This window comes from Azospirillum oleiclasticum, from assembly GCF_013423485.1.
GTDB classification, from domain to species: Bacteria; Pseudomonadota; Alphaproteobacteria; order Azospirillales; family Azospirillaceae; genus Azospirillum; species Azospirillum oleiclasticum.
On the sequence record NZ_JABFFR010000015.1, the window covers coordinates 177,771 to 200,267 of the forward strand.

A 22,497-nucleotide genomic window follows, 5' to 3' on the forward strand; every position below is an offset into this window, starting at 1 on the left:
TCCTCCCGGTATTGCCATCCTGCGTGTCGCCGGCGGTCAGGGAACGGGGGCCGGCAGTCGGTGGCGCAGCATCCATTCCACGCCGTGCTTCCAGGACCGCTCGTTGTCGCCGCGAATATCGACGATGGCCGAGGTCAGGACTTCGCCACTGTTCACGTCACGCATCATAATCCGCTCGTTCAGGATCAGCGTGCTGATCTTGTGGATGACGCCGGTTACCACGATATCGGCACCCGCCCGGCGCGCCAGCTCGCGCTCGCAGCCGTTGCACTCCCGGATCGAGGGCGGCAGTTCCGCTGCGATCGCACTGTCGCGGGCGGCCTGCACCTGATAACGGCCGGTGGCCCGCAACCCTTCCACCAGCAGGTCGGTCATCCGGCGCAGCCGGGCCGGGTGGTCGGGATGGGCGCCCTCGCCGCTGGTGTCCGCGATCTCCATGTCGAACACCACGACCCTGGCCGCCGGCTCCGCGCGCGCCGGCCCGACAAGGCCCGCAAGGAGGAGGAGGAGGAGCTTCATCCTCATGGGATAGTCCGCCCTAGCCGAAAGACCGGATGGGCAAGCGGGCCGCCCGCTTGCAGAGTGCTGGAATGTTCGTGAGGCCAATCATCATCATCGCCGGTCTTGCCCTCGCGGTGCCGGCCGCCGCCGCGGCCGATCAGGACCCGGACTGGCCCTGCGTCCAGATCCTGGTCCCCACCCTGTCGCCGGGCCAGATCTGGGCGGGTGACCCGATCGAGGGCATGGAGCCGGTCTGGCGGGATCTGCCCGTCCTCCAGCCCGTCCTCCAGCGGGTGACCGAGCGCTTCTCCGACCCCGAGAAGGACGAGGAGGCGATCGAGCGTTTCGCCGGCACGCTGGGCGCCGACCGGAACACGGTGCTGACGGCGCTGTTCGCCGCGGTGTTCGACAGGCTGAACCGCGAGCGCGGCGAGGCGATCGAGGCGGTCCGGCGCTATGCCCGCGGGCAACGCGCCATGCTCGACCGCATCGCCGAGGGGCTCGGCCGCGTCGACAGGCTGGCGCCCGACTCGCCGGAGGCCGCGGCACTGCGCGAGGAGATCGCGTGGCAGCGGCGCATCCTCGACGAGCGGCGGCGTTACCTCGGCGCCGTATGCGACCAGCCGGTGCGGCTTGAACAGAAGCTCGGCCGCCTCGCCCGCGCGATCGCCGCTCATCTGGACTGAGCCGGTCAGTTGGACGCGCCACTGCCGAAGGGCAGGGCGGGTTCCAGCGGGTAGCCGGCCTCCTGCCAGCGGCCGGTGCCGTCGGAGTACCAGCGGACGTTGCTGTAGCCCCACTCCACGGCCCGTCTGGCCGCGTTCCAGGACATCCAGCAGTTCCGCTCGCAGAACAGCACGAGCGGAGCCGCGCGGTCGCCGCGGCTGACGACGTCCAGGCCGCTGCGAAGAAGGCGTTCCTGCGCGTCCGAAAGCTGGCCGTAGCCGGTGTTGGGCAACCAGACCGCGCCCGGCAGTGTCAGGCGGGGCGGCGGGACCCACACCGCCCCATCGCCGCGGTCGGCGGGACGCGCCGGCGCCGGCATGACGTCGACCAGCCGCAGATCCGGCGTGCGCTCCATCAGACCGCGCAGTTCGGGCAGCGTCACCGTGGCGGCACCCGACAGGCCGGCGGGCACCGGCGAGCGGTACTCGTCCATCCGGTAGCCCGGCGGCTCCGTCGCGGCCGCGGTCTTCAGCGTGCCGTCCTCGGCGATCAGGGGCACGTGGTAGCGCAGCAGGATGCGGTCGATCTCGGCCTGCCGCCGCTTGATGAAATCGTTCAGCCAATGCTTCCACTCCGGCTCCTCCGCCCGGATTCCCATGGAGATGCTGAACTGCAGCCGCAGCACCGCGGGCTCCTTGATCAGGGGAACGACCGTCAGCGGTTCGGTCTGCTGGGCCGCGAAGTAGCCGGCGATCGGACCCCAGATCACCGCGGCGTCGGTCCGCCCTGCCGCCACATCCCGGATGGCGTCGGCGGCAGGGTTGTTGGCGCGGGTGTCGGTGTTGAGCTGGTAAGGCTCGGTCCGAGTGATGCCGTAGCGGCGCACGAGGTTGGCGGCGGGCGTGCGTTCCACGATCCCGACGCGCGCGTCCCGCAGGGCCGGATCCCCCAGCGACTCCGCCCGGATCCCCGACCGGGTGCGGTAGACCAGCGCATAGACGCTGCGGTAGTAGGGGTTGGTGTTCTGCATCAGCTCCTCGCCGGACGCCGTGCCGATCACCAGGTCGCACTGGCGGGCGCGCAGCGTGTTGCGCACGAAGCCGATGGCCTGCGGCCACCAGAAATAGGTGACCGGCCGCTGCAACTCCTCGCCGATCAGCCGGGCGATCTCGTTCTCGAACCCTTCCAGCCGGTCGTTGGAGTAGGGCAGGAGGTTGGCGTCGGCGCACACGCGCACCGAGGCGCGGTCGCTCACCTCGACCGCATCGGCCGGCGCTGCAAGGACGGCGAGCGACAGGAGCGCCGCCGCCGGTGTCACGATCCAGGCCAGCATGCCCGCCTCCCTCAGCCGCCCATCCGCTTCGGCCGCCCGCCGGGCAGGGCGTCGTCGGCGCGCGCCTTGAGATAGCGGTAGATGTCGTCGAGATGGTTCATGACGTTCGGATCGAGGCCGAAGGACGGCATCACCTTGTCGCCGGTGGCGCCCTGGGTCTGCCGGCCGTTCACCACGACGTCCTTGAAGGCGTAGTAGTCGAGGCGCTTCAGCGATTCCACCAGCGCCGGCGCGAAGGATGAGCCGGTGGCGTCGAAACCATGGCAGGTGTGGCAGGTCGAATGGAAGCGGCGGTAGCCGTTGTAGGTTCCCTTATCCACCCCGCCCTCCTTCACCATGTAGGTCGGGTTTCCGTCCGGTGTGACGGGGGCGTCTTCCTGCGCCGCTACCGGCCAGACCGCCGCGGCGCCCAAGAGCGACAGGACGAGCACGCCGAGCGGCGTGCGGGCTGCGCTGTTCATCGTCATCAAGTCCTCGCCGGATTCAGGGCCGGATTTCAGGCTGGTTCTCGGCGGGTCGCGTGACGGCACGGTCATGGCGCACACGCCGAACGGGAACGCCCGCGATCGCACGCCGCTCGAGCGCCGGCTCGCAGGCATTCCGTTGGAAAGAGAAGCCCCGGTGTCCCGAAGGACACCGGGGACGGGTCGCCGTCACTGCCGGTTCGGCACATGGAACACGGTGAGCACGCCGCCGAGCTGGGTGTATTCGCCGAGCGACGCGTGCGCACCCACCGCGCCCAGGCCGGCCGTGGACGTCGTGGCCCCCTGCTCGCGGTTGGGGTGGACCGCCTGGTGCCAGGCCGCGGCACCCGTGTCCGCCGCAAGGCCGGCCGCGAGGCCGATGCCGGCCCAGCCGCCCACGCCCGACAGCACCGCGATGTACTGCTTGCCGTTGTGCGTGTAGGTGTTGATGTTGCCGATGACGCCGGACGGCGTCTTGAAGCGCCAGAGCTCCTTGCCGTCCTTCATGTCGACCGCGACAATGTAACCTTCCAGCGTGCCGTAGAAGGCCACACCGCCCTTGGTCGTCAGCGCGCCGCTCCACACCGCGAAACGCTCCGGCCGCGACCACACGATCTTGCCGGCCGACGCGTCCCACGCGATGAAGTTGCCCATGCCGCCGTGCGAGTTCGGTGTCGGGTACATGGACACGGTGGACCCCACATAGGCCTGTCCGGCCGTGTACTCGACCGAGAAGGGCTCGTAGTCCATGCAGATGTGGTTGGTCGGCACATAGAACAGACCGGTGTCCGGCGAGTAGGAGGCCGGCTGCTGGTCCTTGGTGCCCAACGCCGCGGGGCACACGCTCGTGGTGTTGCTGTCCTCGCCGTTGGCGAAGGTGCTGTAGCGGTCGACCACCTTCGGCTTGCCGGTCTTCATATCGACCTCGGTCGCCCAGTTGACCGTCGGGTCGTACTTCTGCGCGACCAGCAGCTCGCCGTTGGTGCGGTCGATGGTGTAGGCGAAGCCGTTGCGGTCGAAGTTGACCAGGACCTTGCGTTGCTGGCCGTTGATGGGGATGTCGGCCAGGATGTTCTCGTTGACGCCGTCGAAGTCCCATTCGTCGAAGGGCGTCTTCTGATAGACCCACTTCGCCTCGCCGGTGTCGGGATCGCGGGCAAAGATGGTCATCGACCACTTGTTGTCGCTCTTGTTGCGGTCCTTGTCGACGGCGCGCTGCACCGGGTTCCAGGTGCCGGGGTTGCCGGTGCCGTAATAGACCAGGTCCAGGTCGGGATCGTAGGTGTACCAACCCCACGTGGTGCCGCCGCCCCGCTTCCATTCCTCGCCCGGCCAGGTGCTGACGCCCAGGTCCTTCTGCCCGATGGGCTTGCCCATCATCAGCGTCTTCTGCGGGTCGATCATCACGTCGGCGTCGGGCCCGGTCGACCAGGCGCGCCAAGCCATCTTGCCGGTCTTGGTGTCGTAGGCGGTGAGGTGCCCGCGCACGCCGAACTCGCCGCCGCTGATGCCGACCAGCACCTTGTCCTTGACGACCAGCGGGGTCGCGGTCAGCGATTCACCCTTCGTATGGTCACCGTTCTTCGCCGACCACAGCACCTTGCCGCTCTGGGCGTCGAGGGCGACCAGAGTGTTGTCGGCCTGCCCCAGGAACACCTTACCATCGGCGACCGCTACTCCGCGGTTGACGGTGTCGCAGCACATGATCGGGATGACGTTCGGATCCTGGACCGGCTCGTACTTCCAAATCACGCGGCCCGCATTCTTCAGGTCGAGGGCGAAGACCTTGTTGGGGAAGGGCGTGTGGATGTACATCACGTCGCCCACGACGATCGGGCCGCCCTCGTGGCCACGCAGGACGCCGGTCGAGAAGGTCCAGGCGACCTGCAGATCCTTGACGTTGTTCGTGGTGATCTGGTTGAGCGGGCTGTACCGCTGGCCCTGATAATTGCCGAGCTGCAGGGCCCAATTGTTGGGATCCGCCTGATTCTTGAGCGTGCTGTCATTCGCAAAGGCGGATCCGCAGGCGAAAACAGTGGCGGACACCAGCAGCCAACGCGACAAGGCTTTCATGTTGCCTCCTCCCTATATTGGTGCTTGCTGCAACCTGGAAAACGACGATGTCGATGTACGGGAGCATGTGCGGAGTGACACGGCGATTTCAGCGCGATCGCTTGGTCAATCCGATTACGTGGTTGGAAGATACATTGCGCTATAGTCAACGTCAAGACGGGGCGCAGGCAAGATTCTGATATTACCATTGAAATCACTATGCCATTCGCTTTATGCCCACAAATTGTTGGTAACCTTTATTGGTAATGTTTTTGCAGCAAATAATCTTTGAAACGGTATTCAGGTGGCGTGTGCGCTGCATGATCGCAGGGCGATATTATGGCCAAGTTCACGCTAGCTGGGGGGTGGAGAGAGGTTTTGACGTCCGTTGGTTGTTAGTGAATTGTAGAGACTTCTGTTGAACAGTGGGACGCCGACGTCAACAGGCGCGGACCATTCGGGATGAGGAACGCCAGCGGGCACGGAGCAGTTGCCACACCGGAAGATTGGGTGACCTGATATGTTTGAATTGGTTCTGGTGGTTTGCCTTCTCGCGCAGCCTGACGAGTGTTCGATTGAACGCCCGTCTTTTGTGGAACGGTATCCGAACGTTGTCGCGTGCACGCGCAACGGCTACATCAACGCCGTGCAATGGCAGATGAGCCACCCGAAGTGGAACGTTCGCCGCTGGCGCTGCGAGCAGCCGACGACCTGAGCGTGCGCGGCCGGCCGGGGGTCAGGACGCGGTCGCCGCGGGGCCTTCGAGCCGGGTGAAGCATTGCCCGGGGCCGTCCGGCACCATCGGGTCGTAGTGCAGGGACGACAGGCGCAGACGCACCCCGGCATCGCCCAGCGCCGGGCCGGCGAGCATGGTGTCGAAGGCCTCGCCTCCGAGCAGACGGTGTGTGGTGGTGAGATAGAGGCGGGACAGCACGCCGTCGCGCAACGCCGTGTCGAACAGGCGGGGCCCGGCTAGAAGGTAAAGGCTGCGGAAGCCACGCAGGCCCAGCGCTCGCACAAGCGGTCCACCCTCCACCGACGAGCCATCGCCGGCCTCGATCACCTCGTGCCCCTGGCGGCGCAGTGCCTCCAGCCTGTCGGCAGGCGCCCCGTGCCCGGTGGCGACGATGACCCTCTGCCCGTTGCGGGCGAGGGAACTGGGGACCGTGAAGTCCAGGCTGGCGCTGGCGATCACGACCGCCGGCTGGGCGGACAGGCCGTTCTCCAGCCGCCAGCGGGCAAGGTCGGCACCCGGTTCCGGACGTCCGACCTGGAGGATGTCGTCCAGCCGGCCGGCGGCGATGTCGCGCATGTAGCCGGCGTGGGTGATCACGCAGTCGGCCTGGGCCTGGAGTTCCAGGAGCAGCCGGAAGTCGCTGGCGCTGGCCAGCACCGCCGGCAGCCGGCCCGTCCCGGTGGCCGGGTCGCGGAGCGCGATGCGCCCGTCGAGGCTGCAGACGAAGCTGGCGTACACGAAGGGTCGCTCCGGACCGCTCTGTTCGTGCAGGCGGTCGGCGAGCCAAGTCCCCTCGACCGCGACCTCCTCTGGCGGGGCGGGGAACAGGCGGACCATGCGGCCGCAGGCCGCGGTCATGGAGGCTCGTCCCGCGGGTCCTGCGGGAACCCGTGGTCCGGCTGGTCGGGGAAGGATTCGATCGCGTGGTTGACGAACATAACGGACCCCGCCGCAAGGGCGATGTCGATGATACTGCCGGCCGTCACCCGCCCCGCAAGCCCACGAATGGTCGTAACCATGGCGGCATCCGACCGACGCGATGGTCCACTGTGCCGGGCGCAAGGCCGAGATCCAAACGGAGGTCGGCGTCCGGGTGACGGCGACCACCGGGCTCACGATGGCTGCGCCCGGTGGTCGCCGCGCGAATGGTCGTTCCGCCCGGTGGTGCCCCGCCACGGATGGGCGGAGCCCCCGGATCAGAGGTGCGCGCAGGCGTAGGCGTTGATCTCCGTGCCGACGGACAGTTCACGGACCTTCGGTTTGCGCCACGTCTTCATGGTCTCCTCCCGCAATCGATGATTGGAGCCGGTCGAACGCCGACCCATCCAGGAACCGTACCGGTGCGGCGGCGGTACGACCATCGCGCCGACGGTTAGCGCGCGGGGAATTTCGGCTTATGCGTGCCGCTGCGATCGCTCCCGGTCGAACGCTGGGGTCGGCGACGGACGTTGTTCTCGATCTCCCGCTCCAACTCCCGGGTTTCCCGCATAACACGTATCCGCTCGGGGACGCGTCCGCGCATCGCGTTCTCCAATCGTGTTCCTCTGCGGAAGCACTTTCCCCGACCGCGGCTTGTCGGGTAACAGCCACATCCGCCCTCTTGGATTCCGGGTGAAGAGCGATGGTGAGGGGGGAGGGGGTCGTGGTCGAGCAACTCAGCCATTCGGCTTTCGCCCTCGCGGATCCGGGCTTGCGGCTTTCCCGCACCCGGCTCTTCCCGAAGGACAATGCCGTGTGCGAAAGCTTCTTCGCGCCGCTCGAATGTGAACCGCTCGACCGGCGGCGGTTCCGCTCGCATGCCGAAGCGCACATCGCCGTCTTCACCTTCATCGAAGGCCGGTACAATCCCCGCCGGCGGCACTCCGCCCTCGGCTTTTTGTCTCCGGTCGATCACGAAAGGAAAGCCAACCTCATGGGCTGAAACAAGCCCGAACCCGTCGACCGAGCCGAGACGACTCCAGGCTGCGCTTGCATGGACTCCTCCGTCGCCCTTAACATGACCGTGCAGGGATCGTTGACGACGGCTGCAACATCGGACGATCTGTGCACGTCGCCACCCGTACGCTGGTGACGGAACACCCCGACCGTTGCCGGCAGCGACCGCGGCGTCAACGACGCCATCCTGATGCGCATGAGGGCAGGGTGCAGGAGTTCCTTCGCTACTTCGTCGAGGGGATCGACCCCTTCAACATCATCCGATCGGTCAACGCACTCCCCAGCCTGCCCTGGTACAACGCACTGTTCGTGTTGTGCGTGATCGGCCCGCTGGTCCGTTACCAGGGTCCGATCGTGGCGCTATGGCTCGCCAATCTGGTGGTGCCGCACCGGCTGTTCCCGCCGCCGCCGCGCAGCATGGTCCAGCCGCCGTTGGTGTCGGTGGTCATCGCGGGTCGTAACGAGGCGGCCGGCATCGCCGGGACGATCCGCTCGCTGCTGGGCTGCTCCTACCCGCGGCTGGAGATCATCGTGGTGGACGACTGCTCCACCGACGACACCTTCTCCATAGCCCGCAGCTTCGAGGGTACGGGGCATGTCCGTTGTTACCGCGCCGCCACCCACTCCGGCAAGCCGAGTTGCCTGAACATCGGAATCCAGCGGGCGCGTGGCGAATTCATCATGATCGTCGACGCCGACGCCGACGTGCAGATCGGCGCCATCCACGAAATGCTGATTCCTTTCGACGATCCCAAGGTGGGTGCCGTGACCGCGCACCTGCGCGTGCGCAACGCACGCGACAGCTTCGTCACCCGGATGCAGGAGATCGAATACGCCTTCAACGTGGCGACCAGCCGGCTTTGGCGCTCGCACCTGGGGATCCTGTCGATCATTGCGGGGGCGGGCGGCATGTTCCGTGCGGGCGCCCTGAGGTTGCTCGGCGGGTACGACACCGGGCTCGGTGATGATACCGACGTGACCATGCGCCTGCGCAAGGCCGGTTGGACGCTGCGCTTCGCGCCCCACGCAATCATCTGGGTGGATTGCCCCGCCACCTGGCGCGGGTTGATCCGCCAGCGCAGCCGGTGGGAACGCAACATGATCAAGATCCGCCTGCGCAAGCAGATCGACATCCTGCGCATCTCCCTGTTCGGCTACGGCAACTTCCTGATGATGCTGGACCAGATCCTGGTGCGCTTCCTGGCGCCGATGCTGTTCCTGTTCGGGCTTGTCTGGTACGTCGCGACGGACCCCTTCACCACCTCGCGCATCCTCACATTCATGTACTGGATCCATGTGTGGGAGACCGTGCTGCGCATGCTGGCGGCCAACGACGTGATCGGCGTGCCGCGGTTGGGCGCCCTGCCGCTGGCGCCCTTCCTGCCGCTCTACCGGCTCATCCTGCGCCTCGCCCTGCTGCCACCCATCGTGAAGGAACTGCTCCGCATCGGGCTGCGGCACGGCTACGTCCCGGAGAAGATCTGGCGGGAGACGCCCCACTGGTGACATGGCCGTCCCGTCAGCGGGCGGCGTCGAGCATCGGAAGAAGCGCGGTGTAGGCATGCACGGCGGCGCCGAGGTACCAGGTGCCGCTCGGCCGCGCGAGCGCCATGGTGCGCAATGTGTTCATATCAGCGCGCAGGCGTGCGATGCCGAGCCCGTGATAGCTGACGAATGGCTCGCTCTGCCCGCCGCGAACCGTGACGCCGAGGTGCCAGGGGCGCGGGGCGGCGTCGATCGCCGGGAGCAGCCGCCGCGCGAAGGTGCCGACGCCGTCCGGTGTGTTGCGATAGGCCATGACGACCAGCCGGTCGGCGCGCCGGACGGCACCATCGGCCATGGTGCCGGCGCCGTGCCGTTCCGACAGGGCGGCGTTGGCGAAGGCCGGGTGAAGGATGGTCCCGAGCGCCTTGCCCTCCCGCGCCAGTCCCGCACGAGCCGCGTCCAGCAGGTCCATGAGCCCGGCCGCGATGCGGGCGCGGCCCTCGGGGCCGGATCGCCACAGAGGCAGCGTGTACGGTTCTACGTCCAGTTGCACACCGGCCACCCGCGACGAGCCGGCGGCCAGCCGGACGAGCCCGACCAGCGGCGGCGGAAGCTTGGTGGCTTCCGACAGCACCCAGGCCGGGTCGCCACCGGCCAGCAGCACGGTGATGCCCCGTTCGGCGAAAGGCGCCAGGGCATCGTCCAGCGCAGCAGGCCGCCCCTCCAAGGCGGCGCGGTCGGTCGGTGGAATCGACAGGAAGGCGGTGGAGAAGCCCTCGCGCCGCATGATGCGGGCCGCGTCGGGCCAGCCGGCCCGATCTACGGACCAGATCCACAGCGCGTCGCCCTGCGGCGGAGCGGCCATGTCCGCGCCGAACGCCGGAGTGGCAATCCCCGCCGCGGCCGCCGTCGCGGATCGCAGAAGGTCCCGCCTCGACAGGACCACGCCACCCGCCCACGCTCCCGTCACAGCGTCTGCACCACGGTGCGCGGCAGCCGAACCTTCGGGGAGAGACGGATGACCGCGTCGACCCGCGCATCGCCGGGTAGAGCGCGCACCGAAGACGGATCGTCCGGCTTCACCTCGACCAGGGCGTATTGCTGCCACGCCTGATTCTGCCAGAAATACCGCTTCAGGCTCGACGGCAATGCCCCGACCCGGTCGGCAAGGGCGGACACCCGTCCGGCCACCGACCGCTGGCTGTCGGCCAGGAACACCTCGGCCGGCATTCCCAGGGCCAGGCGCGGCAGATCCACGGCCGAAACCCAGATCAGGATCCGCGCGCTGTCGTCCCGCTGCACGCGCAGGACGGTGATGCTCGGGCGGACGACGTCGCCGACCGAACGGGGGCATTCCGTCACCGTGCCGGAGAAGGGCGCGACCAGCGGCTCGCGGCCGGCGAAGGCGACGAGCCGGCGCTGCGCCTCCAACCGTTCGGCAAAACCGGCGAGCTGGGCCTCGGCTTCGGCCTGCAGCCGGACCTGCACGGCCTGCGCCCGGCGCAGCGCGGACTCGGCCGATGCCAGCTCCTCGCGGCTCCGTTCACGGGCGTTGAGGATGGACACACGCTGCTTCAGGTCGGCCTCGCCCGCCCGCCACGCGCCGTCGATGACGGTGGCCAGGGCCTGCATGTTGGCCGCGTGCCGGCGAGCGGCGTCAAGACGACGCCCGGCCGCGTCCGTTTGGGCCGAGGCGACGGCGAGCCGGGTCTCGTGGGCGATCCGGCGGTTGTGGTGATCCGTCTCCAGCGCCACCAGCTCCTCGCGGTAGGTGTGGGTGCGGATGGGGTTGGAGATGTGGGCGAGCACGTCGCCCATCGCGAACCGGTCGTTGCAGGCGACGTGCAGCGCGTCGATGCGACCCTCGAACAGGGAGGACAGGATCACCTCCTCCGCCTTGATGTGGCCGACACCGATGACCCGCAACCGGTCGACATAGGCCAGCCATCCCGCCGTCGCCGCAACGATGCCGATCAGCAGCCACCGGGCTACCCGGACGCGCGGGGCCGGCCGGCGATACTTCGCGGCGTGGGACTGGATCGGCATCGGAACCGGCGCGAACGTGACTCGGGCTTGTGGATACTTAAAATGTTTGGTAAAATTTAGCAATGGCGTGGAGGCGGTATGGCGACGATTGTCTGCGTGGTGGGTGACAAGGGCGGCACGGGCAAGTCGACCTGGGCGCGCGGCCTCGCCGAATTGTACCGGCTTCACGAGGTGCGCGCAGCACTCTTCGACGGCGACTGGCTGGCGCGCAGCCTGTTCAAGTTCTTCCGCGTGTCGGAGGAGAACGGCCGCACGGTGCCGCTGGACCGGCAGGATCCGCGGCGCGGCTGCATGCTCTACGACGCCCGCGACCGACGCTTCGGCCGCGACCTTCTGCTCAACAGCATGGCGATGCCGGGGGTTGAGACGATCCTGCACGATCTGCCTGCCGGATTCCGCACCGACCTGACCAGCCTGCTGGCCGCCTCCTCGCCGTCCGAGGCGGTGAAGGAGTTCGAGGCGTGCGCGCGGTCGATGGGGCACGCGCTGGTGCTGGTCAACGTGATCACCCCCAGCCCATCCGATTTCCACACCGCCCCCTGGCTCGCCGAGGCGCTGGCCGGTCGCGCGACGGTCGTCGCCGTCCGCAACGGGCTGTTCGATGCCGAGACCTTCGCCGTCTGGACCCGCGAGGCCGGCAAGGCCTTCGCCGATGCGGGCGGCATCGAGATCGAGATGCCGCGGCTTGACACCGCGGCGGCCATCCTCTGCGACCAGAAGCTGGTGCGCTTCGCCGCCGCCGCGACGGACGAACGGATCGCGCTTGCCGACCGCATGCGGATCCTGTCCTGGCTGCGCCGCTTCGCCGAGTCGGTGGCACCGCTGGCCGGCGCCCTGCGGCTGCCGGCCGATGTCGGCGCGGCCACGGCCGACCGCCTGCGCGTGGCACCGTCACCGGCCGAGCCGTCGGAGCCGCCGCGCCCGGACGACACGCCGCCGCCCGAACGAACCTCCTCACCCGAACGGCCGCCGGAGACCACGGCCGTTGCGGCGGGCCTCACGCCCGTGGCGAAGGACGAGCCGCGGCCACCGGTCAAGCCCGCCCCGCAGCCGCGCCGGCTGCCGCCGGAGGCGGCAGCTCGGCGCCCGCAGGTCAATGGCAGCAGCGTTCCCGAGGATCGCTTCCTGCTGCCCATCGACATGCCGATCGTGTGACGCCTCACGGTTCGCGCATCGCGCGCTCCAGCCCGTCGGTGATCGGCAGCAGAAGGTAGTCGAGCACGGTGCGCTCGCTGGTCGCGATGGTGATCTGGGCCGGCATGCCGGGCAGAAGCGTGACCTCATGGCCAAGTGCTGCGGCGGCATCAGCCAGCTGTGACGGATCCACCGTGAACTGGACCTGATAGAAGGGTTGCCCGCTGCGCGGATCGACGATCCGGTCGGCGGAGACGTTGCCGACGACCGCGGCCAGCCGGGGCATGCGGCGTGGGTTGAAGGCGGTCAGCCTGACCTCCGCCGCCATGCCGGCGTGCACGTCGTCGACATCCTCCGGCCGGATCGTTCCTTCGACGACGAGCGCCTGGGCGCTGGGGACGATCTCCATCAGCACGTCGCTCGGCTGGACCACCCGTCCCGGGGCGCGCACCGCGAGCGACAGCACGCGGCCGGCCAGCGGCGCTCGGATTTCGGTGAGTTCGAGCTGGCGCCGCACGGCGCGCAGGCGCGGTTCGACGTCGCGCAGCATCGCCTGGGCCTTGCTGAGCTGGTCGGACACCTCGGTCAGCCGGTCGCGCTCCAACTGGCCCATGCGCATACGGGACTGCTCGATCGACCGTCCGGTCTCGGCCACACCGGCCAGCAGGGACGAGCGCTGCCCATCCAGCGCCGCACCGGCACGCTCCAGCGCCAGCAGGCGCGATTTCGGCGCGTAGCCCTTCAGGAAGAGGGAGCGGATGTCCTCCGTCTCCTGGCGGATCAGCGCGTTCTGCTTCTCCAGGCTGGCGACCTCGGCGTTGCGTCCGGCGATCTGCTCCTCCATCTGGCGGATGCCCTGTGACAACAGATCGATTTCGCCGTTCAGCGCGCCGCGGCGGCTGGCGAGCAGGGCGTGCTGGGCATCCACCAGTTGGCGCACCGCGGGCTGCTCCAGCCGCGACAGCAGCGATTCGGGAAAGGCGATCTCGACAGACCCGTCGCGCTCCGCGATCAGGCGCGCCTCTTCCGCCATGAGCTGGTCGAGCTGCGCCGAGAGCTGATCGGCCAGGGCACGGGTCTGCGTGCCTTCCAGACGCAGCAGGAGCTGCCCGGCCTCGACCTCCTGCCCCTCGACCACCGCCACCTCGGCAACCACCCCGCTTTCCTGGTGCTTCACCGGCTGGCGGTCGGAAACGACCTTGACCACGCCCGGCGCCACCACCGCGCCGGCCAGTTGGGTGGTCGCGGCCCATCCGCCCATCACGACGAAGAAGAGCAGGATCACCGCCACGCCCAGCGTCGCGGTGCCGGCGATGCGGGAGCTGTCGGTGGGCGCGCCGGGGCCCCGGCCGGCATGGTTGGTCGCTCCGCTCATGATGGTCATCGGCACCCTTCCTCAGCCGGTTCCGCCCTTGAGGCTGACCACGGTCGCCCCGGGGAGCGTCGGGACCGGGGCCGCCGGGCGCATCAGACGGGCCAGCACCGCTGCGCGCTCGCCGATGATGTCCGGCTGGCCGTTGCGCAGCACCAGGATGCGGTCGACGGTCTCCAGCACCCGCGGCCGCTGGGCGGCGATCACCAGCGTGGCGCCCGACGCCTTCAGGGCGTCCAGGCTGTCCATCAGCTGCTCCTCGCCGGCCGCGTCCAGGTTGGCGTTGGGTTCGTCCAGCACGATCAGCCGCGGCGCCCCGAACAGGGCACGGGAGAGCCCGACCCGCTGCCTCTGCCCGCCGGAGAGGATCATCCCCCCGTCCCCCACCTCCGTGTCGTAGCCCTTGGGGAGCCCCATGATCATCGCGTGGCAGCCGGCCGCCTCGGCCGCCGCGACGACCGCTTCCGGGGGGGCGTCCTGGAAACGGGCGATGTTGTCGCGGATGCTGCCGGCCAGCAGCTCGACCTCCTGCGGCAGATAGCCGATCAGGCCGCCGAGCTGGGTCCGATTCCAGGCGGCCAGATCGGCACCGTCGATGCGGACGCTGCCCGCGGTCGGCCGGTGGATGCCCACCAACAGCCTTAGCAGCGTGGATTTCCCCGCCCCGCTCGGTCCGACGACGCCGAGCGCCTCGCCCGGTTCGAGCATGAACTCGACGCCGCGGATGACGGGCTGCTCGACACCGTCCGGCAGCCAGCCGAGCTGGGTCACCGCGACCGCGCCGCGCGGCTGCGGGATGGTCATCGCAGCCGGCGGCTCCGGATGGCGTTGCAGCAACTCGTCCAGGCGCCGCCACGCCTGCCTCGCCAGCACGATGCTGCGCCACGAGCCGACCGCAAGCTCAACCGGAGCCAGGGCGCGGGCCAGCAGGAACACGGCGGCGAACATTGATCCGGCGGACATCTCCTGCGCGATGGCCAGCCAGGCGCCAAGACCGAGCACGAAGCTCTGCAGGAACAGGCGCAGGAACTTGACGAGCGCCGATACCGCGCCGCCGCGGTCGGCGGCCCCGGTCAGCGCCGCTGTGGCGCGGTCGCGCCGGTCGTTCCAGCGGGCGGTCAGCGCGTCGGACATCCCCATGGCGCACACCACCTGGGCGTTGCGCATGACGGCATCGAAGAAGGTCTGCGCCTCGGCCGACTCGGCGTTGCCGGTCCGGGTCGGCCCGGCGATCAGCGCCTCGTTCAACACGGCCAGCAGCAGCAACGCCGCCGTCCCGCACACCAGCGCCACCGCGAGCAGGGGGTGCAACAGGGCGATCACCGCCACGAAGAGTGGCACCCACGGCGCATCCATCATGGCCATCATCGCCGGTCCGCCGAGAAAGGCGCGGACCTGGTCGAGATCGCGCGCGCCTGTCCCCACGGCCGGACCACGGCGGGTCACCGCATCCGCCATTTCCGCCTGGAACACCCGCTCGCGCAAGTTCTCGTTGAACAGATTGCCGGAACGCAGCAACAGCCTGCCACGCACCGCGTCCAGCGTCGATTGCGCGGCGTAGGCGATGGTGACCGCGACCGTGAGCGCGATCAGCGTGTTGATGTTCCCGCTCGCGATCACCCGGTCGTAGACCTGCAGCATGTAGAGCGTCGGCGCCAGGAACAGCAGATTGATCGCGCAGCTGAACAGCAAGCAGAATCCCAAAGCCGGCGCGCATCGGATCAACGCCTTGCGGACACTGTCCCGGCTCTCCGTGCCTGATTTGCGATCAGTCCTGCGCACCGTTCCCCGCTATTCATATGACATGTCGCGCCTTGTCGCAAATTGCGCGGAATCGCTGGCGAAATGTTCCTATTTGAATACTTTGGACTTCATCCGCCGATCTGCCGTCGATTTCCGTCGCGTGCTGCCTGCGGGCGATTCCAGCCGCAGCGCATTTGCCCAACCATCTTCGTTGCGAGTTCCTAAGAAACTATATAAAATCGTAGGCGAATTGAAGGTAGTACCTGCGTATGCCTTCCTTCGTAGGGGAGTGTCGGCCGCGTCATGGCTTCTGACAAGAGCAGTTCCGATCGCGAGGCGGGAAATGGCCCGAACCGTGGCCACGACGCCCCCGTCTGGACAGCCGGGACCAATGGCAACGACACCCTGACGGGCGGGCGCGCCGACGACCGGCTGTATGGCGGGCGCGGGAACGACGTGCTCAATGGCGGTGCGGGCCAGGATCGTGTCGATGGCGGCACCGGCAACGACCGCGGCATCCACGACCTGACGACCGACGGCCGTGGCTGGGACTTCTACTTCGGCGGCAGCGGCACCGACACGCTGGAGATCCGTCTCTCGACCGCGCAGTCGCGCGACCCCGAAATCCTCGACGCGCTGCGCGATCTGCGCGCCTTCATCGCCGACACCAAGGATGGCGGCAACGGCAACGATTACAGCCATATGGGGACCTTTTCCGCGCTCGGCCTGAAGGCCGGCGGATGGGAGGCCCTGACGGTCGTGGTGGACGGCGCCACCGTGGAATTGGGCACGCTGCTCGACGGCACGCCGGGGCAGGGCGGTTCCGGCGGCGATTCGGATGATGGCGGCGCGGGGGGCAATCCGTCCCCGACGCCCGAACCAGTGCCGGAACCCGTGACGCTGACCACGCCCGATCGCGACGTCAACGTGACCCAGGTGGCGTCGTCGTGGGCCGAGGAAGGGGTCACCGTCCGCGGACTGACCGGCATGGCGACCGATCCGTCCTCCTGGCAGACCGTATCCCTCGCCACCAAGAACATCTCCTTCTCGATCGGCAGCAAGAACACGACCGATTCGTCGCTGCACGGCAGCTACACCTATTCCGGCCTCGGCGTGAACGCCAAGGGCGGGATCGACAGCGGCGAGATCGACACCATCAGCGGCGGCGCCAACCCGACGACCGAGCTGATCGGGCTGTCCTTCGCCCAGCCGATGCAAACGGTCACCATCGGGCTGTCGGCCCTGTTCGACGGTCACGATGATCCCAAGCAGGCGGGGTCGGACCGCGGTCCCTACGACGCCGGCCGCATCGAGACCGCGCGCGTCGTCGTGTTCGGCACCGATGGCCGTGTGCTGGGCGAGGTGGCGGTTTCCGGCACCATCAACGGCCTGGCCTCCGTCACCATCGACCAGGCCGCCTTCGGCGCTCCCATCGGTTCGGTGGCGATCGCGCCGACCGGCGACGGCGCCGGCCGAAGCGGCGACAACAGCGACTTCCTCCTGCGCTCCGTCACCACCGTGCCGGTGCCTCCGGACACCGCCGCGTCGGCGCCGGTCCTGACCGTCGCCAACGCCGCGGGGGCCGAGGACAGCGCCATCGCGCTCGACCTGTCGGCGGCGCTCACCGACACCGACGGGTCGGAGTCGCTGTCCGTCACCATCTCCGGCGTGCCCGAAGGGGCCGCGCTCTCCGCCGGGACGGACACGGGCAACGGCACCTGGTCCTTGAAGCCGGCCGACCTCGCCGGCCTCACCCTCACCCCGCCGGCCGACTTCAGCGGCTCCATCGCGCTGACGGTCACCGCCACCAGCACGGAGGCGAACGGCGGCGCGACGGCCCACAAGACGGCGACCGTCAGCATCGACGTCTCCGGCGTTGCGGACGCGGCGGAGCTGACCGTGGCACCCGCCACCGGGACCGAGGATGCCCCGGTCCCTCTCGACATCACCGCCGTCCTCAATGATATGGACGGGTCGGAGACGCTGTCGGTGACGGTGTCCGGCGTGCCGTCGGGCGCCAGCCTGTCAGCGGGAACGGACAATGGCAACGGCTCGTGGACACTCGGCGCCGCCGACCTCGACGGGCTGACCTTGACGCCGCCGGCCGGTTATGCCGGCACGCTTTCGCTCACGGTGGCTGCGACCACCCGGGAGACGGACGGCGACGCCACGACCACCACGGCCACGCTGACGGTGGGGGTGGCCGCGGTTGCCGATTCGCCCGTGCTGGACGTCGCCGCGCCCTCGGGAACCGAGGACACCGCGATCCCGCTCGACATCAGCGCCGCGCTCACCGATCGCGACGGGTCGGAGACGCTGTCGGTGACGGTGTCCGGCGTACCGGCCGGCGCCAGCCTGTCGGCGGGAACCGACAACGGCAATGGGTCCTGGACCCTGTCGGCCGCCGACTTCGACGGGCTCACCATCACGCCGCCGGCGAATTTCCATGGCGAACTGCCGCTGACCATCGCCGCCACCAGCCGCGAGGCGAACGGCAGCAGCGCGACCACCACGGCCACCGTCACGGTCTCCGTGGCGTCGGACGCCATCATCGAGCTGACCACCCCCGACGCCAACGTCAACCCCGCGCAGGTCGTGTCCGCGTGGGCCGCCGAGGGTGTCGACGTGCGCGCTCTGGTCGGCGTCGCCACCGATCCGGAGTCCTGGCAGAGCGTGCCCTTCGGCACCAAGAGCCTGAGCTTCACGATCGACGGCTCCAACACCTCGGACGGCGCGCTGCACGGCAGCTACCAGTATTCCGGCTTGGCGGTGGCCGCACCCGGCAACATCGACGGCGGCGAGGTCGACACCGTCAGCGGCGGCGCCAGCCCGACGACCGAGCTGATCGCCCTGTCCTTCGAGCGCCCGATGCAGACGGTCACCGTCGAGCTGTCGGCCCTGTTCGACGGTCACGAGGATTCCGCTCAGCCCGGTCCCGACCACGGTCCCTACGACAGCGGCCGGATCGAGACGGCGCGCGTGGTGGTCTTCGGGGTCAACGGCGCGGTGCTGGGCGAGGTGACGGTGCCCGGCACCGTCACCGGCCTCGCCACGGTGACGCTGGACGCCGCCGACTTCGGCGGTGCCATCATCGGGTCGATCGCCATCGCCCCGGGCAACGACGGAGCCGGCCGCAGCGGCGACAACAGCGACTTCCTCCTGCGCTCCGTCACCGCCGTGCCGGCACCGCCGGACGCAACCGCCTCCGCGCCTGTGCTGACGGTGGAGGACACGGCGGGGGCCGAGGATTCGGCGATCGCGCTCGACCTGTCGGCTGCGCTCACCGACACCGACGGGTCGGAGTCGCTCTCCGTCACCGTGACGGGTGTGCCGGAAGGGGCGAGCCTGTCCGCCGGCATCGACAACGGCGACGGGAGCTGGACGCTGACCGCCGGCGAGTTGGAGGGGCTGACGCTGACTCCGCCGGCCAACTTCAGCGGCGCCATCGCCCTGACGGTGACCGCCACCAGCACCGAGATGAATGGCGGTGACACCGCCAGCCGCACCGCCACCGTGACGGTCGATGTGACCGGTGTGGCGGATGCGGCAGTGCTGGACGTGCAGGACGCCGCCGGTTCCGAGGATGGGGCCATTGCGCTGGACCTGTCCGCCGCGTTGACGGACACGGACGGATCGGAGGCGCTCTCGGTCACCATCTCCGGCCTGCCGGCCGGGGCGGGCCTGTCCGCCGGCACCGACAACGGAGACGGCTCCTGGACCCTGACCGCCGACGACCTCGACGGACTCACGCTCACACCGCCGGCCGGCTTCGCCGGCGCCCTGGCACTCACTCTCGCCGCCACCAGCACCGAGGCGGACGGCGATGCGACCACCACGACCACCACCATGACCGTGGACGTCGCCGCGGTCGCCGACGCGCCCATGCTGACGGTGGACGACGCCTCCGGCGCCGAGGATTCCCCCGTTCCGCTCGACATCGCGGCGGCGCTGACCGACACCGACGGTTCCGAAACGCTGTCGGTGACGGTGTCCGGCGTTCCGGCCGGCGCCACCCTGTCGGCGGGGACCGACAACGGCGATGGCTCCTGGACGCTCGCCCCGGCGGATCTCGATGGATTGACGCTGACGCCTCCGGCGGGTTTCGCCGGCACCCTTGCGCTGACCGCGACCGCGACCAGCCGCGAGGCCAACGGCAGCACGGCGACCACCAGCGCGGCGCTCGCCGTGACCGTGGACGCGGTCGCCGACGCGCCGACGCTGACTGTTGCCGATGCGGCTGGCGATGAGAACGCCGTCATCGCTCTCGACCTGTCGGCCGGCCTGACCGACACCGACGGGTCGGAGGTGCTGTCGGTGACCGTCTCCGGTCTGCCCGATGGCGCGTCCCTGTCGGCCGGCATCGACAACGGCGACGGTAGCTGGACGCTGACCGCCGACGAGCTGGATGGGCTGACCCTGACGCCGCCGCAAGGCTTCAGCGGCGATCTCACCCTGAGCGTGAGCGCCACCGCGCGGGAGGCCAACGGCAGCGCGGCGACCTCTTCCGCCGTCCTCACCATCGCGGTGGCTCCGGTGGCCGACACGCCCTCGCTGACGGTGGGCGACGTGGCCGGCGACGAGGATTCGGCCATCCCGCTCGACATCGCGGCGGCGCTGACCGATCTCGACGGGTCGGAAACCCTGTCGGTGACCATCGCCGGCGTGCCGGAAGGGGCCGTGCTGTCGGCCGGCACGGACAACGGCGACGGCAGCTGGACCCTGACGGCCGAGGAGCTGGACGGGCTGACCTTCACTCCGCCGGAGAACACGGGCGGCACCATCGCGCTGTCGGTCACGGCGACGGCCACCGACGCCGACGGCAGCCAAGCGACGACCACAGCAGCCATCACGGTCGCCGTCGCGCCGGTTGCCGACGCGCCGGAGCTGACGCTGACCGACACCGACGGCGGCGAGGATGAGGCGATCGCGCTGGACATCACGGCGGCGCTTGGCGACCTCGATGGGTCCGAGACGCTGTCGATCACCATCGGCGGCGTGCCGGAGGGGGCCACCCTCTCGGCCGGGACCGACAACGGCGACGGCACCTGGACGCTGACCGCCAGCGACCTGGATGGATTGACCTTCACCCCGCCGGCCAACGCCAGCGGTGACTACACCCTCGATGTCACCGCCACCGCGACCGAAGCGGGCGGCGGTTCCTCCAGCGTTTCGGGCGTGCTCACCGTCGCCGTGGCGGCGGTCGCCGACGCGCCGACGGTGACGGTCGAAGACGCTGTGGGGCTTGAGGACACGGCGATTGCGCTGAATCTCGATGCGGCGCTGGTCGATGCCGACGGCTCAGAGACCCTGACCATCACCCTGTCGGAGGTCCCGGACGGCGCCATCCTTTCCGCCGGCGTGGACAACGGCGACGGCACCTGGACACTGACACCCGCCGAGCTCGACGGGCTGTCGATCACGCCACCGCTGCACCTCAGCGGCGAGATCACCCTGACGCTCACGGCGACCACCCGCGACGAGACGGGCAGCGAGGCGTGGAGCTCGCAGGACCTGACGGTCGTCATCACCCCGACACCCGACGGCCCGGTGGTCACCGTCACCGACGCCGCCGGCGCCGAGGACAACGCCATCGCGCTCGACATCGGCGCGGCGCTGGTGGACAGGGACGGGTCCGAGACGCTGTCGGTGACGGTCTCCGGGCTTCCCTCGGGTGCGGTGCTGTCGGCCGGCACCGACAACGGCGACGGAAGCTGGACGCTGGCGCCCGCCGATCTGGACGGCCTGAGGCTGACGCCGCCGGCCGACTTCAGCGGCGATATCACGCTGACCGTGACCGCCACAGCCACGGAGTGGGAGGGCAGCCAGGGCCACACCGTCACCACCCTGATGGTGTCGGTGAGCCCGGTGGCGGACGCTCCGGTGCTCACAGCCACGGACGTATCCGGTGCCGAGGATACGGCGATCGCGTTGGATCTGTCGGCGACGCTGACCGACACCGACGGGTCGGAAACCCTGTCGGTTATCGTTTCCGGCCTTCCCGACGGGGCCACGTTGTCCGCCGGCACCGACAATGGCGACGGAAGCTGGACGCTGTCCGCGGCCGATCTGGACGGTCTCACCGTCACCCCGCCGGCGGACTTCGCCGGGGACATGGTGTTGACGGTGGCGGCGACGACCACCGAATCCGACGGCAGCACGGTTACCACGACCGCACCCGTCACCGTGGTGGTGACGCCGGTCGCCGACGCACCCTTGCTGACCGCGGCCGATACGACCGGTGACGAGGGCACCGCCATCGCACTCGACCTGTCGGCCGCGCTGACCGACACCGACGGGTCCGAGACGCTGTCGGTGACCGTGTCCGGCCTGCCCTTGGGCGCGGTTCTGTCGGCCGGCACCGACAACGGTGACGGCAGCTGGACGCTGGCGGCGGCGGATCTGGAGGCGCTGACCATCAGCCCGCCGGCGCATTACAGCGGGACCATGGCGCTGACGGTGGCGGCGACCGCCACAGAGTCCGATGGCAGCACGGCGACCACCACGACCGCCATGGCGGTGACCGTGACGCCGGTTGCCGACGCCCCGGTTCTGGAGGTTGCCGATGCAACCGGCGTCGAGGACAGTGCGATCGCGCTCGACCTGTCGGCGGCGCTGACCGACACCGACGGGTCGGAGACGTTGTCGGTGTCGGTGTCGGGCCTTCCCGACGGGGCCACGCTGTCCGCCGGCACCGACAACGGCGACGGAAGTTGGACGCTGTCGGCGGCCGACCTGGACGGGCTCACCATCACCCCGCCGGCGAACGCCAGCGGTGCCTTCGCCCTGACGGTCACCGCGACCTCGACCGAGGCGGGTGGCGGTACGGCCACAACGACGGCGCCGGTCACCGTGACGGTGACTCCGGTTGCCGACGCTCCAGTCCTCGCCGTGGCGGATGCCGCCGGTGCCGAGGACAGCGCCATCGCGTTGGATCTGTCGGCCGCCCTGACCGACACCGACGGGTCGGAGACGCTGTCCGTCACCATCACCGGTGTTCCGGATGGCGCAACCCTGTCCGCCGGCACCGACA

The 22,497-nt window shown here is 69.4% G+C and carries 15 protein-coding genes and 2 pseudogenes; 6 read left to right on the forward strand and 11 right to left on the reverse strand.

Annotation, left to right across the window (positions count from 1 at the left end):
- Positions 1 to 36: 36 nt before the first annotated feature.
- Positions 37 to 525, reverse strand: a complete 489-nt coding sequence (locus tag HL658_RS18245) for a DUF3280 domain-containing protein (protein ID WP_180284933.1) — start codon at positions 523 to 525, stop codon at positions 37 to 39.
- 65 nt (positions 526 to 590) lie between these two features.
- Here HL658_RS18245 and HL658_RS18250 point away from each other — a divergent pair, with 65 nt between their 5' ends.
- A complete protein-coding gene (locus tag HL658_RS18250; protein ID WP_246337678.1) occupies positions 591 to 1,187 on the forward strand; it encodes a hypothetical protein in 597 nt (198 codons plus the stop codon).
- A gap of 5 nt (positions 1,188 to 1,192) precedes the next feature.
- On the opposite strand, the gene HL658_RS18255 is transcribed toward HL658_RS18250, so the two are convergent.
- The 3 genes from HL658_RS18255 to HL658_RS18265 form a co-directional block, all read right to left on the reverse strand.
- A complete protein-coding gene (locus HL658_RS18255; RefSeq protein WP_180284931.1) occupies positions 1,193 to 2,500 on the reverse strand; it encodes a quinoprotein dehydrogenase-associated putative ABC transporter substrate-binding protein in 1,308 nt (435 codons plus the stop codon).
- Between the two features lie 11 nt (positions 2,501 to 2,511).
- A complete protein-coding gene (locus HL658_RS18260; protein WP_211109783.1) occupies positions 2,512 to 2,967 on the reverse strand; it encodes a c-type cytochrome in 456 nt (151 codons plus the stop codon).
- A 186-nt stretch (positions 2,968 to 3,153) separates the two neighbouring features.
- Complete coding sequence (locus HL658_RS18265) at positions 3,154 to 5,037, reverse strand: methanol/ethanol family PQQ-dependent dehydrogenase (protein WP_180284930.1); 1,884 nt, start codon at positions 5,035 to 5,037, stop codon at positions 3,154 to 3,156.
- Between the two features lie 499 nt (positions 5,038 to 5,536).
- On the opposite strand from HL658_RS18265, the gene HL658_RS18270 reads away from it, so the two are divergent.
- Complete coding sequence (locus tag HL658_RS18270; protein WP_180284929.1) at positions 5,537 to 5,731, forward strand: hypothetical protein; 195 nt, start codon at positions 5,537 to 5,539, stop codon at positions 5,729 to 5,731.
- 21 nt (positions 5,732 to 5,752) lie between these two features.
- On the opposite strand, the gene HL658_RS18275 is transcribed toward HL658_RS18270, so the two are convergent.
- The 3 genes from HL658_RS18275 to pqqA all read right to left on the reverse strand — a co-directional run bounded on the left by HL658_RS18275 (position 5,753) and on the right by pqqA (position 7,077).
- Positions 5,753 to 6,610, reverse strand: coding sequence for a RibD family protein (locus HL658_RS18275; protein WP_180284928.1), 858 nt, complete (start codon positions 6,608 to 6,610; stop codon positions 5,753 to 5,755).
- The gene (locus HL658_RS18280; RefSeq protein ID WP_180284927.1) at positions 6,607 to 6,771 is read right to left on the reverse strand and encodes a hypothetical protein; all 165 of its coding nucleotides are present in this window, start codon (positions 6,769 to 6,771) and stop codon (positions 6,607 to 6,609) included. Before HL658_RS18280 ends, HL658_RS18275 begins: the two co-directional genes overlap by 4 nt.
- Before the next feature lie 177 nt (positions 6,772 to 6,948).
- Positions 6,949 to 7,077: a pyrroloquinoline quinone precursor peptide PqqA gene (gene pqqA, locus HL658_RS37185; RefSeq protein WP_246337679.1), complete on the reverse strand. Its 129-nt coding sequence runs from the start codon at positions 7,075 to 7,077 to the stop codon at positions 6,949 to 6,951.
- A gap of 398 nt (positions 7,078 to 7,475) precedes the next feature.
- Here pqqA and HL658_RS18290 point away from each other — a divergent pair.
- Positions 7,476 to 7,673: pseudogene (locus HL658_RS18290) on the forward strand (integrase core domain-containing protein); the annotation flags it as partial.
- Positions 7,674 to 7,894: 221 nt separating this feature from the next.
- On the forward strand, positions 7,895 to 9,193 hold the full coding sequence (locus HL658_RS18295) for a glycosyltransferase (protein WP_180284926.1): 1,299 nt from the start codon (positions 7,895 to 7,897) through the stop codon (positions 9,191 to 9,193).
- Between the two features lie 13 nt (positions 9,194 to 9,206).
- Here the strand turns inward: HL658_RS18295 and HL658_RS18300 are convergent, their stop codons facing one another.
- Both HL658_RS18300 and HL658_RS18305 read right to left on the reverse strand, forming a co-directional pair.
- The gene (locus HL658_RS18300; protein WP_180284925.1) at positions 9,207 to 10,037 is read right to left on the reverse strand and encodes a hypothetical protein; all 831 of its coding nucleotides are present in this window, start codon (positions 10,035 to 10,037) and stop codon (positions 9,207 to 9,209) included.
- A gap of 101 nt (positions 10,038 to 10,138) precedes the next feature.
- Positions 10,139 to 11,218: an HlyD family secretion protein gene (locus HL658_RS18305; protein ID WP_180284924.1), complete on the reverse strand. Its 1,080-nt coding sequence runs from the start codon at positions 11,216 to 11,218 to the stop codon at positions 10,139 to 10,141.
- A 78-nt stretch (positions 11,219 to 11,296) separates the two neighbouring features.
- Between HL658_RS18305 and HL658_RS18310 the strand changes: the two genes are divergently transcribed.
- Positions 11,297 to 12,373 carry a P-loop NTPase family protein gene (locus HL658_RS18310; RefSeq protein ID WP_180284923.1) on the forward strand — a complete coding sequence of 359 codons (1,077 nt, stop codon included), beginning with the start codon at positions 11,297 to 11,299 and terminating at the stop codon, positions 12,371 to 12,373.
- 4 nt (positions 12,374 to 12,377) lie between these two features.
- Here the strand turns inward: HL658_RS18310 and HL658_RS18315 are convergent, their stop codons facing one another.
- Entirely contained in the window at positions 12,378 to 13,736 is a 1,359-nt protein-coding gene (locus tag HL658_RS18315; protein WP_180284922.1) for an HlyD family type I secretion periplasmic adaptor subunit, read from the reverse strand.
- Positions 13,737 to 13,748: 12 nt separating this feature from the next.
- On the reverse strand, positions 13,749 to 15,506 hold the full coding sequence (locus HL658_RS18320) for a type I secretion system permease/ATPase (protein ID WP_343055193.1): 1,758 nt from the start codon (positions 15,504 to 15,506) through the stop codon (positions 13,749 to 13,751).
- 264 nt (positions 15,507 to 15,770) lie between these two features.
- Here HL658_RS18320 and HL658_RS37810 point away from each other — a divergent pair.
- Positions 15,771 to 22,497 (forward strand): annotated as a pseudogene (locus tag HL658_RS37810) (Ig-like domain-containing protein); the annotation flags it as partial.

What these genes read in the sequence shown, in the direction of transcription:
- HL658_RS18245 (WP_180284933.1), bottom strand. Translation starts at nt 525, where the DNA reads ATGAGGATGAAGCTCCTCCTCCTCCTCCTTGCGGGCCTTGTCGGGCCG.
- HL658_RS18250 (WP_246337678.1), top strand. Translation starts at nt 591, where the DNA reads ATGTTCGTGAGGCCAATCATCATCATCGCCGGTCTTGCCCTCGCGGTG.
- HL658_RS18255 (WP_180284931.1), bottom strand. Translation starts at nt 2,500, where the DNA reads ATGCTGGCCTGGATCGTGACACCGGCGGCGGCGCTCCTGTCGCTCGCC.
- HL658_RS18260 (WP_211109783.1), bottom strand. Translation starts at nt 2,967, where the DNA reads ATGACGATGAACAGCGCAGCCCGCACGCCGCTCGGCGTGCTCGTCCTG.
- HL658_RS18265 (WP_180284930.1), bottom strand. Translation starts at nt 5,037, where the DNA reads ATGAAAGCCTTGTCGCGTTGGCTGCTGGTGTCCGCCACTGTTTTCGCC.
- HL658_RS18270 (WP_180284929.1), top strand. Translation starts at nt 5,537, where the DNA reads ATGTTTGAATTGGTTCTGGTGGTTTGCCTTCTCGCGCAGCCTGACGAG.
- HL658_RS18275 (WP_180284928.1), bottom strand. Translation starts at nt 6,610, where the DNA reads ATGACCGCGGCCTGCGGCCGCATGGTCCGCCTGTTCCCCGCCCCGCCA.
- HL658_RS18280 (WP_180284927.1), bottom strand. Translation starts at nt 6,771, where the DNA reads ATGGTTACGACCATTCGTGGGCTTGCGGGGCGGGTGACGGCCGGCAGT.
- pqqA (WP_246337679.1), bottom strand. Translation starts at nt 7,077, where the DNA reads ATGGGTCGGCGTTCGACCGGCTCCAATCATCGATTGCGGGAGGAGACC.
- HL658_RS18300 (WP_180284925.1), bottom strand. Translation starts at nt 10,037, where the DNA reads ATGGCCGCTCCGCCGCAGGGCGACGCGCTGTGGATCTGGTCCGTAGAT.
- HL658_RS18305 (WP_180284924.1), bottom strand. Translation starts at nt 11,218, where the DNA reads ATGCCGATCCAGTCCCACGCCGCGAAGTATCGCCGGCCGGCCCCGCGC.
- HL658_RS18310 (WP_180284923.1), top strand. Translation starts at nt 11,297, where the DNA reads ATGGCGACGATTGTCTGCGTGGTGGGTGACAAGGGCGGCACGGGCAAG.
- HL658_RS18315 (WP_180284922.1), bottom strand. Translation starts at nt 13,736, where the DNA reads ATGACCATCATGAGCGGAGCGACCAACCATGCCGGCCGGGGCCCCGGC.